The 12,563-nt window shown below is 63.4% G+C and carries 15 protein-coding genes; 7 read left to right on the top strand and 8 right to left on the bottom strand.

Annotation, left to right across the window (positions count from 1 at the left end; all coding sequences use genetic code 11):
* Positions 1 to 6: 6 nt before the first annotated feature.
* The 7 genes from AC2FNS_RS13245 to AC2FNS_RS13275 all read right to left on the bottom strand — a co-directional run bounded on the left by AC2FNS_RS13245 (position 7) and on the right by AC2FNS_RS13275 (position 6,912).
* Positions 7 to 387, bottom strand: coding sequence for a hypothetical protein (locus tag AC2FNS_RS13245; RefSeq protein ID WP_496712744.1), 381 nt, complete (start codon positions 385 to 387; stop codon positions 7 to 9).
* Positions 387 to 1,472 carry a flagellar type III secretion system protein FlhB gene (gene flhB / locus AC2FNS_RS13250; protein WP_496712746.1) on the bottom strand — a complete coding sequence of 362 codons (1,086 nt, stop codon included), beginning with the start codon at positions 1,470 to 1,472 and terminating at the stop codon, positions 387 to 389. Before flhB ends, AC2FNS_RS13245 begins: the two co-directional genes overlap by 1 nt.
* Positions 1,469 to 2,242 (bottom strand): flagellar biosynthetic protein FliR, encoded by a 774-nt coding sequence (locus AC2FNS_RS13255; RefSeq protein ID WP_496712748.1) that lies wholly within the window; start codon positions 2,240 to 2,242, stop codon positions 1,469 to 1,471. Before AC2FNS_RS13255 ends, flhB begins: the two co-directional genes overlap by 4 nt.
* Positions 2,239 to 4,266 (bottom strand): flagellar biosynthesis protein FlhA, encoded by a 2,028-nt coding sequence (gene flhA / locus AC2FNS_RS13260; RefSeq protein ID WP_496712773.1) that lies wholly within the window; start codon positions 4,264 to 4,266, stop codon positions 2,239 to 2,241. Before flhA ends, AC2FNS_RS13255 begins: the two co-directional genes overlap by 4 nt.
* A 63-nt stretch (positions 4,267 to 4,329) precedes the next feature.
* The gene (locus AC2FNS_RS13265) at positions 4,330 to 5,037 is read right to left on the bottom strand and encodes a lytic transglycosylase domain-containing protein (RefSeq protein WP_496712750.1); all 708 of its coding nucleotides are present in this window, start codon (positions 5,035 to 5,037) and stop codon (positions 4,330 to 4,332) included.
* A 70-nt stretch (positions 5,038 to 5,107) separates the two neighbouring features.
* Positions 5,108 to 5,536: an Lrp/AsnC family transcriptional regulator gene (locus AC2FNS_RS13270; RefSeq protein WP_496680486.1), complete on the bottom strand. Its 429-nt coding sequence runs from the start codon at positions 5,534 to 5,536 to the stop codon at positions 5,108 to 5,110.
* Positions 5,537 to 5,592: 56 nt separating this feature from the next.
* The gene (locus AC2FNS_RS13275) at positions 5,593 to 6,912 is read right to left on the bottom strand and encodes an MFS transporter (protein ID WP_496712752.1); all 1,320 of its coding nucleotides are present in this window, start codon (positions 6,910 to 6,912) and stop codon (positions 5,593 to 5,595) included.
* Positions 6,913 to 7,142: 230 nt separating this feature from the next.
* On the opposite strand from AC2FNS_RS13275, the gene AC2FNS_RS13280 reads away from it, so the two are divergent.
* From AC2FNS_RS13280 to ptsN, 7 genes are all read left to right on the top strand, one after another.
* Positions 7,143 to 7,757 carry a ribonuclease D gene (locus tag AC2FNS_RS13280; protein ID WP_496680484.1) on the top strand — a complete coding sequence of 205 codons (615 nt, stop codon included), beginning with the start codon at positions 7,143 to 7,145 and terminating at the stop codon, positions 7,755 to 7,757.
* Complete coding sequence (locus AC2FNS_RS13285; RefSeq protein ID WP_496687520.1) at positions 7,754 to 8,722, top strand: KpsF/GutQ family sugar-phosphate isomerase; 969 nt, start codon at positions 7,754 to 7,756, stop codon at positions 8,720 to 8,722. Before AC2FNS_RS13280 ends, AC2FNS_RS13285 begins: the two co-directional genes overlap by 4 nt.
* A gap of 12 nt (positions 8,723 to 8,734) precedes the next feature.
* Complete coding sequence (gene lptC, locus AC2FNS_RS13290; protein WP_496680480.1) at positions 8,735 to 9,334, top strand: LPS export ABC transporter periplasmic protein LptC; 600 nt, start codon at positions 8,735 to 8,737, stop codon at positions 9,332 to 9,334.
* Positions 9,335 to 9,337: 3 nt separating this feature from the next.
* Positions 9,338 to 9,829, top strand: coding sequence for an LptA/OstA family protein (locus AC2FNS_RS13295; protein WP_496712754.1), 492 nt, complete (start codon positions 9,338 to 9,340; stop codon positions 9,827 to 9,829).
* Positions 9,829 to 10,587 carry an LPS export ABC transporter ATP-binding protein gene (gene lptB / locus AC2FNS_RS13300; protein WP_496680478.1) on the top strand — a complete coding sequence of 253 codons (759 nt, stop codon included), beginning with the start codon at positions 9,829 to 9,831 and terminating at the stop codon, positions 10,585 to 10,587. Before AC2FNS_RS13295 ends, lptB begins: the two co-directional genes overlap by 1 nt.
* A 252-nt stretch (positions 10,588 to 10,839) precedes the next feature.
* Entirely contained in the window at positions 10,840 to 11,403 is a 564-nt protein-coding gene (gene hpf, locus AC2FNS_RS13305) for a ribosome hibernation-promoting factor, HPF/YfiA family (RefSeq protein ID WP_496680477.1), read from the top strand.
* Between the two features lie 59 nt (positions 11,404 to 11,462).
* Positions 11,463 to 11,927, top strand: a complete 465-nt coding sequence (ptsN, locus tag AC2FNS_RS13310) for a PTS IIA-like nitrogen regulatory protein PtsN (protein WP_496680476.1) — start codon at positions 11,463 to 11,465, stop codon at positions 11,925 to 11,927.
* 51 nt (positions 11,928 to 11,978) lie between these two features.
* Here the strand turns inward: ptsN and dalA are convergent, their stop codons facing one another.
* The gene (gene dalA, locus AC2FNS_RS13315; RefSeq protein WP_496680474.1) at positions 11,979 to 12,497 is read right to left on the bottom strand and encodes a divisome-associated lipoprotein DalA; all 519 of its coding nucleotides are present in this window, start codon (positions 12,495 to 12,497) and stop codon (positions 11,979 to 11,981) included.
* Positions 12,498 to 12,563 lie beyond the last annotated feature (66 nt).

Genomic DNA, 12,563 nt, shown 5'->3' on the forward strand with positions numbered 1-12,563 from the left:
GTCGCCTCAATCGGTTTTTCGCAGGTGTGCGCGCCGCAGCGCGGTCGCTTGCCGTTCCACAAGTTTCTCCAATGCTTGTTTCCGCCCGAAGGCCTGACGCAACCCGTCCATCATCGCAAGCTTCTGCGACCGGATCCGAGCCAGCTCGGCGTTCAGTTGCCTGCGTGTTGATGCCTCCCAGCCGTACCAAATGACGTCGGCGCCGGCCATTCTGTAGCCCGTCGCGTCGGCGGCCGTCGAACGGACCTGTGCCAGCTGTGCGTCCAGTTGCGAGATCCGGTTTCGAACACGGGCCTCCTGTTCGAGGATCGGGCGCAGCTTTTGATGTTCCTTTTCAAAGGCGGCAGCGGTCACCGCAACAAGGTCCGAGAGCTTGTCTGCCTTCATCAGATACCTTTCCTGGCGCGTTTGCGCATGGCTTCGGCAAAGCGGATGGCCGCGGCGACGGGGCGATAGTAGTTTTCCGGGATTTCCTGACCGATTTCGACCGTCGCATGCAGCGCGCGCGCCGTCGGCGGGTCGGAATGGATGGGAACGCCGGCCTCGATCGCGGTTTTTCGGATCGTCGCCGCAACTTCATCGACCCCCTTGGCCACGCAGGCGGGCGCCGTTCCGGGCGCGCGCGACCATTTCAGTGCAACGGCATAATGCGTAGGGTTGACGATGACCACGTCGGCCTTTGGTACGTCCGCCATCATTTGCGTGGTCGCGATTTCCTGTGCGTGCTGTCTGCGATGCTGCTTCAGGTGGGGGTCGCCTTCGGACTCTTTGGTTTCGTCCTGCAGCTCCTTTCGCGACATCCGGTTCTTTCGCATGTGTTCGCCGTATTGCCAAAGATAATCGATGGCGCCGATCGCGAGCGTCACGGCAACCACGATGAAGAGAAAGCGCAGCAGCAGGTTCATCAGCAAAATGATCGACGCCTTGGGCGCCGCCGCTGCGGCCGACAGAATCTGGGACAGGTTTGCGTGCAGAAATAATGCCAGGCAGACGCTGTAGATGACCAGCTTTGCAAAGCTTTTGGCAAACTCGAACAAACCTCCGCGGCCGAACTTGTTTTTTGCGTTTGACGGGATGGAAACGCGTGACAGTTTCGGCTTCGGTTTGCTGGGGGCAAAGACCAGCGCCCTTTGCGCCAGAAGACTCAGAAGTACCACGATGGCGGGCACGGCCAGCAGCGCACCGGCCGAGCTTGCAACGACCGCCATCAATCCTCCCACCGGCCCGCTGGACGATCCGGTGACCAGCAGCGGGCCGAGGGCGAAAGACTGGTCGATCAAAACGACGAAGGCCGAGCCCAAGTGCTCTGCAGAGTAGTGGCCGACAACGATCAGTGCGATCGTCAGCCCGGCATAGGCCGCCACGGCGGACAGGTCATTGGACTTGACCACCTCGCCTTTTTCGCGTGCCTTCCGAAGCTTCTGCGGTGTGGCTTCGAACGACTTGTCGCTGTCGTCGTCCTGGCTGCTCATGGGCTGGCTCCGACCGGGTCGTTGAGAAACGCGAGCATGGCGTCGCTCCAGGTGGACAGGATGATGGGCGTTCCGGCAAACAGAAGAAACAGGCCGGCGAAGGTAATCGCGGGCGCTCCCACGAAGGCAACCATCAACTGGGGCATGGCCCGGTTGATGACACCCAGGGCCAGGTTGTAGATCAGCGAGGCGATGACGAATGGGGCTGCCAGCCCGAAGGCCAGGGAAAAGCTGCGGGAAATCTGGGCCACGCCCCATTGCGACAGATCTGATGCTGCGGGTGCGCTGCCGATCGGAAACAGCGCGTAGCTGTAGATCAGGAATTGCGCCGCGCGGATGTGGAGGCCCATCACCGTCGCCAATGCCAGCCCGGCCAGTGTCATCAGATACCCCATGGCGGGCACCGGCTCGGCCGCAGCACCCCCCAGGATCTGGGACAGCGAGGTTGCCTGGGCCGCGATCGAACCGGCGGTTTGCAGCGCCAGCACGAACAACCGCAGACCAAAACCTAGAAACAGCCCGATCAGGGTCTCCGTCAGGATTGCCTTCACCAGCGGCAGCAGGCCTGCAGAAACTTCCGGCCCCGGTACCGCCGGAGCGATCAGCAGGGTGAAGGCGATGGCTGCGCCCAGTTTGACACGGGGGGGAATGCTGCGCTCGCCGAAGGCGGGCAGCAGAGACACAAAGGCCGAAACGCGCAGAAACACGACGAAAGCCAGCAAAAGCCCGGCTCCCAACTGGTCGAGCAGCGTCGGAGGCAGGGCGATCATGCCGGCACCGTCCCGACCAATGCTGGCCGCGCCTCGAGCCCGATTTCCTCGAACGACAGAACCGGGTTCGACACACCGCGCGCCTGCAGGATCGTACGCAACAATCTGCGGCGGCGGGTGGATGTGACCAGGGCCGGATGCAACCCCTGATCCGCAGTTCTGGCCAAGGCCTGCACGGCTCCGTCCGCAAGTTTGTTGAACAGGTTGGGCGGCAGCGCCACATCCGATCCGGCGCCAGGCGCGTCGATCTGGTAGGTCGCGAAGGTCTCTTCCCATTCCGGTGCCAGTTGGATCAGCGGTATCGAGCCGTCTGTGCGCTTTAGTTCGGCCACCAGTTGGAAGCCCAGCCGTTGGCGCACAATTTCGCAGATGGCTTCGGGCTGGGTCGTGGTCATCCGCGCCTCGGCCACGCTTTCGAGTATCAGCGCCATGTTGCGGATCGAGACCCGCTCGTCCAGCAGCAGCCGCAGCACCGCATGCAGCGTGTCGATCGGAACCTTGTCGGGGATCAGTTCGTCCAGCAGTTTGCGGTTGGCCTCAGCCCGTGCGGGATCACTGAGGCGGGTCATCTCGGACAGCAGGCGGCGCAAGGATTTGAGCGTCAGCAGGCGCGAGAAATTCTGTTTGATGATCTCCAGAAGGTGTGTGGCCAGGATCTCGGGTGGGGTCACGATGGTGGCACCGCTCAGGGCGGCGGCCTCCTGGTCCTTGGGCAGGATCCACCGGGCCGGGGCACCATAGACCGGTTCGGTCACATCATTGCCGTCGGGCAGAAGATCAGCGCCTTCCTGCACAAGCGCCAGGATCAGGTCGGGGTGCAGCACGCCGCGGGCCTGTTCGACCCCCTGCACCTTGATCACATAGGTGCCCATCGGCAGATCGGCACGGTCGGTCAGGCGGATCTCGGGCAGGATCAAGCCGAAGCTCGAGGCGACATAGGTCCGCATGTTGGCGATCCGCGCATCCAGACCGGTTCCGGGGTTCAGAACCATGCTGACCAGATCGGGCGCGAACTCCAAATGCACATCGTCCAGGTCCAGAACATCGCCGATCGCCTGCGCGGACGGCGCCTGGGCTTCGGGAGCCGGCGATCGCGCGGCCAAGGCCTCGGCCTTCTGTTTCTTGTGAACGTGATAGGCGGCATAGCCTAGGACCGCCCCGCCCAGAATGAAGGGCAGGAAGGGCAGGCCCGGCACCAGCGCGAACAGCGCCATCAGCACCGCAACCGTGCCCAGCGCCGCCGGATGCCGGCCCAGTTGCGAGAACAACGCGTTGTCGGTCGCGCCCTGCGTGCCGCCGCGCGCCAGCAACAGGGCCGATGCGATCGAGATGATCACGGCTGGAATCTGCGACACCAACCCGTCGCCCACGGTCAGGATGGCATAGGTTTCGAACGCCGATGCAACCGGCATGCCATGCACGATCACCCCCATGATCAGCCCCATCACGAGGTTCAGAAGAGTGATCAGCAGCCCGGCGACCGCATCTCCCTTGACGAATTTCGACGCCCCGTCCAGCGAGCCGAAAAACGTGGTTTCCTGCTGTTCAAGCTCGCGCCGTTCTTTGGCTTGCTGGTGGTCGATCGCACCGGCCGACATGTCGGCGTCGATGGCCAGCTGCTTGCCCGGCATCCCGTCCAGCGCAAACCTTGCACCGACCTCGGCCATGCGCGCGGCGCCCTTGGTGATGACCATGAAATTCACGATCAGCAGCACACCGAACACGACGAGACCCAGGAAGATGCTGCCACTCATCACGAATTGGGCAAAGCCTTCGATCACGTCGCCGGCGGCGTTGGGGCCGGTGTGGCCCTGCCCGATGATCAGCTTGGTCGAGGACACGTTCAGCGACAGCCGCAGCATCAGCGAGGCCAGCAGGATCGTCGGAAAGGACGAAAAATCCAGCGGGCGCTCGATGAACAGGGTCAGGGTGAAGATCAAAATCGCCAGTGCGAACGAGGCCGCCAGCCCGATGTCGAGCACCCAGGACGGCATAGGCAGAATCATCATCACGATCACGGTCATCAGCGCCAGCGCCAGAAGAACCGTGGGTGAAAACAAGGTCCTTGGGTCAAGTTTCGGCACGCGTCACTCCTGATCGAACGTGATGAAGGCCACTGCGGTCCCGGATACCGGAACAAGTGATCCAAGGGCGGGGCGGTCGACCTTGGCAGGGGAGGGGCCGAGCGGGATCAACGGCAGCGCGGAGCGGTGGAACGGGTCGACCGCCTGACTGGCGGCCGGTTCGGGCGTGTCGGACAGCGCGGCCAGAACCGTCTGGAACCGGGTGACATATCTGCGAGCATATTCTGGGGTGCGTGAGTGATAGGCGCCGACAGCGGCCGACCAGTCGCCATGTTCAGCATAAAGCTGTTTGAGAAACTGCGCCGCATAGGCAGAATTCTGATCGGGGTCGAACATCGCGTCGATTGACCGAAACGCCTTGCCGTGCCAGCGATAATTGATCTGGAAACAGCCCACATCAAAGCTGCGGGCGCCCGATTTGAACACCTCGAACACATAGGCCTTGGCCTCGGCCTCGGACCCGAACCAGTATCCCTTGCCTTCAAGGTTTACGGTCCAGGGCCAGGGGTGCAGGCTGCCATCGACGCGGCGCCCGGTTTCTACCCGGGTGATAGCCTGCATGACATCCAGCGGGACACCCTCGGCCCGGGCGGCACGCCGGGCCGCTTGGTCGCAGATGTCGGCGGTGCGCATGTCCGGTATGGCCAAGGCCACCGTGGCGACCATGGCCTGCACCCACAGCGAGAGGAAAACGATCTTGAGTTCTGGCATTCTGCCGGTCCGGGATTCTTCTGACCGGGCCAAGCTAGCCAGCTTTCGGTTTACAGAGGGTTAGCGCCGATCAGCTCCGGTCGATCCTGCGACCGAACACGACGCTGGTATTGGTGCGCAGCACGCCGGGGATCTTGGCCAGCTCGTCCACCAAGATGTCGAGATCCTCGATCCGGGGGGCTTCGGCCGACAGAAGCAGGTCGAATTCGCCGTTGATCGACAGGCACAGCTTGACCTCGGGATAGGCTTCCAGCCGCTTGATGATGCGCGATGTCTCTTTCTGCTGCACTTCGAGCAGCACCACGACCTGCACCCTGGGCGTGTCGTCGGTCCGGCCCAGCAGGACCGAGTAGCCCGCGATCACGCCTGTTTCCTCCATGCGACGGATACGTTCGTGCACGGTGGTCCGGGCCACGCCCAGACGCGCCGCGATCTGCGTGGTCGAGGCGCGCGCGTTGTGCTGTAGGGCGGCGATGATGCGGCGGTCAAGCTGGTCCATGGGGCTTTCGGCTGTCGGTCGAGTGGTTCGGGTCTACGGCAATAGGGCGGTCGCCCTCAAGGTTTGTGCGGATATCGGGGGTGCAGGTCGTCGATGATAATTGGGTGCGCATGCGGATCGGGCCCGGACAGATGCGGGTGATCGGCCGGCAGGTCCGGGTGGTCATGCGCGATGGACCGCGGCTGGAATGCGGGCCAGGTCCAGGCGGCCAGCATCAGGCCGCCCAAGGCCATAACGGTCAGCGCGGCCATCGCCACTGTCGCCCCATGTTGCGTCATCAGCCAGCCCGACAGCGGATACAGAACCAGCCAGCAGGCATGTGACAGGGTGAACTGGGCGGCGAACACGGCCGCGCGGTCCTCGGGATGGGCGGATCGGGTCAGCAGCCGCCCGGATGGGGTCAGCGTGCAGGAATAGCCGAAACCCACAAGCGCCCAAAGCGTGGTCAGCATCGCCAGCGACATCGGCACCACCGCGGACAGCAGCGCAGCGGTAGCCATGGTCGCGGTCGCCAGCGTTGCGCCGGCCAGCATCACGCGGCGATCCGGCAGACGCTCCAGCAGCGCCGGGAGCACGAAAGCCGCCAGCATCGACCCGCCGCCAAACCCGGCCAGGGCGATCGCCACGGCGCTGTCCTGCAGGCTCAGGTCGCTGCGCACGATCACCACGGTATTGACCAGAACCATCGCGCTGAGGGCGGCGACGGTCCAGCTCAGCGCCAAAAGGCCACGCAGGCGCGGTGTCCGCAGATAGATGCGAATACCGCGTGTTGTTCGGTCAAAGACCCCACGTGGCTGACGGGGCGTGGGCGAGGGCAGGACCACCGAGACCACCAGCAAGGCCGAGGCCGCAAAGCCCAGCGCCGTTCCCCAGAACAGGCTGTCGAAGCTGACGACCAGCAGCAGCAGCGCTGCCAGCATCGGGCTGACAAGGTTCTCCAGATCATAGGCCAGTCGCGACAGCGACAGGGCCTTGGTGTAATCCTGCTCGTCGGTCAGAACATCGGGTATCGTGGCCTGGAACGCGGGCGTGAACCCGGCCGAGGCCGATTGCAGCACGAACATCAACACATAGACCTGCCAGACCTCGGTCACGAGAGGCAGGCACAGCGCGACCGCGGCCCGCACCATGTCCAGCGTCACCAGCATGCGGCGGCGGTCCAGCCTTTCGGCAAAAGCCGCGGCGATGGGTGCAATCGTGACATAGGCGATCATCTTGATGGTCAGGGCCGTGCCCAGCACCATCGCGGCGGACTCGCCGGCCAGATCATAGGCCAGCAACCCCAGCGCCACGGTCGCCAGCCCGGTGCCCAGCAGCGCCACCACCTGCGCGGCCAGAAGGTGACGGTACGTCCGGTTCCGCAGAATGTTCAGCACCGCGCAAACCCTGAAACGGCCCGGCGCGCGTCGTGGGGGCCACCGTCGCTCGGGCGGGCGGTAGTTTGTTCAGACGAGGCACAGGACGGTTGAGTCATGACCCGACCCTATGCGCCGGACGTAGATGCCTCAACCGCAATGACACCCGAGTACCGCCATGGGGCGGATGGCGTTGAGTTTGCGGGTCAAACACCCTATTTCGGTGACACCACCGTGCAAAGGAAACATTCGTGGCGAACTACCTTTACAAGAACGACCTGCCCGACGGGCTGGACCTGGGCCCCGTCGTGGCCATCGATTGCGAAACCATGGGCCTGAACCCGCATCGCGACCGTCTGTGCGTGATCCAGATGTCGGGCGGCGACGGCCACAGCCACATCGTGCAGGTGGAAAAGGGTCAGACCGAGGCCCCGAACCTGTGCGCCATGCTGGAAAACCCCGAGGTGCTGAAACTGTTCCACTTCGGCCGCTTTGACATCGCCGCGCTGTACCACGCTTTCGGCGCGCTGGCGGCGCCGGTCTATTGCACCAAGATCGCCAGCCGCCTGGTGCGCACCTATACCGACCGGCACGGGTTGAAGAACCTGTGCCAAGAGCTGCTGGGCATCGACATTTCGAAACAACAGCAGATGAGCGACTGGGGTGCCGAGACCCTGACCGGGGCGCAGCTGGACTATGCCGCTTCGGACGTTCTGTACCTGCACCAGCTGCGCGCGGCGCTGGATGCGCGGCTCGAACGCGAGGGCCGGACCGAGATGGCGCAGGCCTGTTTCGACTTCCTGCCGATGCGCGCCAGGCTGGATCTGGCGGGCTGGCCCGAAACCGACATTTTTGCGCACTCATGACCGATACCGACTCCTTTTTGAAAACCGCCCGGCAGGTCGTCACCGACGAGGCCCGCGCGCTCGAGGTTCTGGCCGAAGGGCTGGATGACCGTTTCGCCGACGCGGTGCGGCTGATCCTGCAGGCCAAGGGCCGGCTGATCGTCAGCGGCATCGGCAAGTCGGGTCATATCGGGCACAAGATCGCGGCCACGTTGGCCAGCACCGGCACGCCCGCCTATTTCGTGCATCCGGCCGAGGCCAGCCACGGCGACTTGGGCATGGTGTCGAAGGATGACGTGGTGCTGGCGATATCGAATTCCGGCGAGGCGCCCGAGCTGGCCAACCTGCTGGCCTTTACCCGGCGGTTCGGGATTCCGCTGATCGGCCTGTCCAGCCGGCTGGACAGTACGCTGATGAAGCAGGCTGACGTGCATCTGCTGATCCCCGCGCTGGGCGAGGCCTGCGGATACGGCATGGTGCCCTCGATCTCGACCACGCTGACACTGGCTATGGGCGATGCGCTGGCGATCGCGTTAATGAAATACCGCGATTTCAAGCCCGAAGATTTCCGCGCCTTCCATCCCGGCGGCAAGCTGGGTGCGCAGCTGAGCGCGGTGCGCGACCTGATGCATAGCGGCGACGCACTGCCGCTGGTGTCGGCCGACACCCCGATGAGCGACGCGCTGATCGAGATCAGCCAGAAGGGCTTTGGCGTGGTCGGCGTGACCGATGCAGAGGGCACCCTGGTCGGCATCATCACCGACGGCGACCTGCGCCGGCATATGGACGGGTTGCTGAACAACACGGCGGCCCAGGTCATGACTGCCAACCCCACGACCATCGCGCCCGACGCGCTGGCCGAAGAGGCGGTGGCGATCATGAACGCGCGCAAGATCACCTCGTTGTTTGTAGTGGACCCGGAGCAGCCGCGCCGGGCGCAGGGGCTGTTGCACATCCACGACTGCCTGCGCGTCGGGCTGGGTTGAGTGAGGGCCGGGATGGATCGCTATTCGCGCATGGTGCAGTTCCTCAAGGTTCTGCTGCCGCTGGCGGCCATCCTGCTGCTGTCGATGGTGTTTCTGCTGTCGCGCAGCATCGAGACAAAGGTGGCGGTTCCGTTTTCGCAGCAGGATATCGACGAACGCCTGAACAATCAGCTTGTGACGCAGCCAATTTATCGCGGCGTCACCCGCAAGGGCGAGGATATTCAGGTGGAAGCCGTCCGCGCCAGCCGCGGGACCGCGGACGAGGCGCCCACGGCGGCCGAGTTCAAGGGGCAGCTTGGCCTGAACGGCGGCCGCGTCATCACCCTTGATTCCAACACCGGCCTGATCCGCCCCGACAAGGGCACGGCGACCTTCTCCGACGATGTGGTCATCACCACGACCGATGGTATCCGGGTCACGACCGATCTTCTGAACACCTCGCTAGACGAGATTCGAGGCGACACCCCAGGGCAGGTTGCAGGGACCGGGCCGATCGGCAACTTCACGGCCGGGCGGATGACCTTCGGTGCCGAAAATTCCGACGGCCCCGTCCATATTGTTTTTACAGACGGCGTGAAGCTGATATACGAGCCGAAAAAGACCGAAAGATAACCCGTGTTTGATTTTCGAATAGTTCCTTTGTGTGCCGCATTGGCCTTTGTGGCGGCCCCGGCGGGCGCCCAGGAAGCCCAGGTGGCGTTCGGGGCAGCCGCAGCAGACCCCAGCCTGCCGGTCGAGGTCACGTCGGAGACGCTCAAGGTCAACCAGGAGGACGGGTCGGCCGAGTTTCTGGGCAATGTCGTCGTCGTGCAGGGCCAGATGCGCCTGTCGGCCGATCGGGTTCTGGTGATCTACAACGAGGACCGCTCGGGGATCGAGCGCCTCGAGGCGTCCGACAACGTTCTGCTGGTCAGCCCACCGGATGCGGCCGAGGGGGATTGGGCGGAATACACGATCGACAGCGGGGTTGTCGTCATGACAGGCAACGTTCTGCTCAGCCAGGGGCCCAGCACGATCAGCGGCGATCGGATGGTCGCGAATCTGGCGGACGGAACCGCGACCATGACCGGCCGGGTCAAGACAATCCTCAAGTCGGGCGGTGATTGATGGCGGGGCCGAAACTGTCCGTTGCTGAAGGGGCGTCCGGGCTGAAGATCGACAAGCTGCGGAAATCCTATCGCAAGAAGACGGTGATCCGGGATGTCTCGATGACGCTGGACCGGTCCGAAGTCGTGGCGCTGCTGGGGCCGAATGGCTCGGGTAAGACCACGACCTTCTATTCCGTGGCCGGGCTGGTCTTCCCCGAGGCTGGCTCGGTGACGCTGGACGGTCAGAACGTCACAACGTTGCCGATGTATCGGCGGGCGCGGATGGGAATCGGCTATCTGCCGCAGGAGATGTCGATCTTCCGCGGTCTCAGCGTCGAGGACAACATCGCCGCGGTTCTGGATATCTCGGTCAAACATGCGCATCGGCGTAAGGAGCGGCTGGAGGAACTGCTGTCAGATTTTTCGATCGAGCACCTTCGGCGGGCGCCGGCGCTGGCCTTGTCGGGCGGCGAGCGGCGGCGGGTCGAAATCGCCCGCTGCCTGGCGGCCGATCCGAAATATCTGCTGCTGGATGAACCGTTTGCGGGGGTGGACCCAATAAGCGTAGGGGACATCCGCCATCTTGTGGCCGATTTGAAAAAGCGGGGAATCGGCGTGCTGATCACCGACCACAACGTACGCGAAACCCTGGAAATCGTGGATCGCGCCTATATCCTGCATGACGGGCAGGTTCTGATGTCGGGCACCCCGGACGAGGTCGTCGAGAACGAGAACGTGCGCCGCGTCTATTTGGGCGAAAACTTCAGAATTTCATAAACTTGTCAGATGACGGAGGGATTCCGCGACAGTTTTCTCGAATCTGTGCTCGTGTTTTGATTGACTCTGCTGCCGCCTGTTGGCTGAATTGGGATATGGCGCTTGCGTGGATTCAGTCTGGATCTCGATCCCCCTTCGTTGAAGGGCGCGATGATCGGCAACCCCGTACAGCGTCTCGACCCCCCACCCCATAACAACAAGCCTGCCGCATGATGCGGCGCAAACAGGGGTGTGAATTGTGAAGGAGATCACATGCGTTACCAAATCAGCGGCAAACAGATCGACATCGGTGCGGCCCTGCAGACCCACGTGCAGACCGAACTGGGCGAGGTTGTGGGCAAATATGCCCAGCGCGCAACGGACGCCAACGTCGTCTTTTCCCGTTCAGCGCATGAATATGTGTGTGAAACCACCGTGCATCTGTCCACCGGCCTGACGGCTCAGGCCAAGGCCCATGCCACCGAGATCTACGCGGCATTCGAGGCGTGCTGTGACAAGATGGAGAAGCAGTTGCGCCGCTACAAGCGCCGCCTGAAGGACCACCACCGCGAGCGGTCCGAGCCGGTTGAACTCTTCGGGGCGTCGTCCTATATCCTCGCCTCGAACGATTCGGAGCCGGAGCAGGAACCCGACTCCTTGCAGCCAATCATCGTTGCCGAGATGGAAACCAAGATCCCATCGCTCAGCGTTGGTGAGGCTGTCATGCAGATGGAACTTGCGGGCGCGCCGGTGCTGGTGTTCCGGAACGAAAACAAGGACGGATTGAATGTCGTATATCGTCGCGACGATGGAAACATCGGCTGGATCGATCCGTAACAGGCAAGGATAAAGGCACTGCCTCCGCACCGGCGGGGGCAATGCCGTGGAGCAAGATAATGGAGCTTTCGAGCATATTGAAGCCCGAAGCGGTGCGCGTGTTGTCCGCCGCATCCAGCAAGAAGCGCCTGTTTCAGGAAATCGGGGAAGTCGCCGCCAGCGCCTTGGGGCTGGATGCTCAGACCGTGGTCGATAATCTGCTCGAGCGTGAGAGCCTCGGCCCGACCGGTGTCGGACACGGAGTGGCGCTGCCGCATGCCCGTCTGTCGGGCCTGGACGCCGTGGCGGGCGTGTTCGTGATGCTGGAAAAGCCGATCGACTTCGGTTCAGTCGACCGGCAGCCTGTGGATCTGGCCTTTGCCCTGTTTGCCCCCGAGGATGCCGGTGTCGAGCACCTCAAGGCGCTGGCCTTGGTTTCGCGGACGCTGCGTGACACATCTGTCTGCAGCAAGCTGCGGGCCAATCCTGATCCGGTCAAGCTGTATGCGATTTTGACCACTGCGCAATCGGTGCAGGCGGCCTGATCCCGCTGACGTGGCGGTGTGGCCCTCGTGGGCTGGCCGCGCGCGGCAAGGTCAGCCGCCGGTGCCCATTTCCAGAACCCACCAGAGCTTTCCGCCCTTTTCCTGGTGCCAGGCAAAGCCCATCTGCGTTGCCTTCGGATCCATTATGACCGACCGCGGGCCGGGCTCCTGCATCCAGGCGGCCAGGGTCTCGGTTTCGGTCTCGTAGGTCTCCGAGATGGCCTCGCCGCGAAACGTCCCAAGATAGCCGACGCGCACCGCGCGGTCCAGCGGCGAGGACCCGTCGGACCCAAAGTGCCAAGGGCGATTCTGGCGCGCCATGTCCTTGGCGTGGGTTGCGGCGGCCGCGTTCAGCTGAGCATTCAGTTGAACGGGCTGCAGGCCAGAGGCCTGGCGCAGCGCGTTGACAGAATCAAGCATGCGGAACTGCAGCTTCTCGGGGTTGCCGCGGATCTTGTAGGCCTTGGGCAGCGGTCGTCCGTCCGCCCCTAGCGACGAAGTGCCCGAAGTTTCAGTACATGCCGCAAGCGCGACAAGGCAGATCAGCAGCAAGGAAAAGATACGCGTCATCATAGGCCCAGTTCGTTGTTCCGAAAAGGGATAGCCTGCGCGCGCGCATTGCGCAAAGGCCCAATT

The sequence above is a fragment of the Ruegeria sp. BHSA191 genome (genome assembly GCF_059613325.1).

What these genes read in the sequence shown, in the direction of transcription:
- AC2FNS_RS13245 (WP_496712744.1), bottom strand. Translation starts at nt 387, where the DNA reads ATGAAGGCAGACAAGCTCTCGGACCTTGTTGCGGTGACCGCTGCCGCC.
- flhB (WP_496712746.1), bottom strand. Translation starts at nt 1,472, where the DNA reads ATGAGCAGCCAGGACGACGACAGCGACAAGTCGTTCGAAGCCACACCG.
- AC2FNS_RS13255 (WP_496712748.1), bottom strand. Translation starts at nt 2,242, where the DNA reads ATGATCGCCCTGCCTCCGACGCTGCTCGACCAGTTGGGAGCCGGGCTT.
- flhA (WP_496712773.1), bottom strand. Translation starts at nt 4,266, where the DNA reads ATGACCGTGATCGTGATGATGATTCTGCCTATGCCGTCCTGGGTGCTC.
- AC2FNS_RS13265 (WP_496712750.1), bottom strand. Translation starts at nt 5,037, where the DNA reads ATGCCAGAACTCAAGATCGTTTTCCTCTCGCTGTGGGTGCAGGCCATG.
- AC2FNS_RS13270 (WP_496680486.1), bottom strand. Translation starts at nt 5,536, where the DNA reads ATGGACCAGCTTGACCGCCGCATCATCGCCGCCCTACAGCACAACGCG.
- AC2FNS_RS13285 (WP_496687520.1), top strand. Translation starts at nt 7,754, where the DNA reads ATGACCGATACCGACTCCTTTTTGAAAACCGCCCGGCAGGTCGTCACC.
- lptC (WP_496680480.1), top strand. Translation starts at nt 8,735, where the DNA reads ATGGATCGCTATTCGCGCATGGTGCAGTTCCTCAAGGTTCTGCTGCCG.
- lptB (WP_496680478.1), top strand. Translation starts at nt 9,829, where the DNA reads ATGGCGGGGCCGAAACTGTCCGTTGCTGAAGGGGCGTCCGGGCTGAAG.
- hpf (WP_496680477.1), top strand. Translation starts at nt 10,840, where the DNA reads ATGCGTTACCAAATCAGCGGCAAACAGATCGACATCGGTGCGGCCCTG.
- ptsN (WP_496680476.1), top strand. Translation starts at nt 11,463, where the DNA reads ATGGAGCTTTCGAGCATATTGAAGCCCGAAGCGGTGCGCGTGTTGTCC.
- dalA (WP_496680474.1), bottom strand. Translation starts at nt 12,497, where the DNA reads ATGACGCGTATCTTTTCCTTGCTGCTGATCTGCCTTGTCGCGCTTGCG.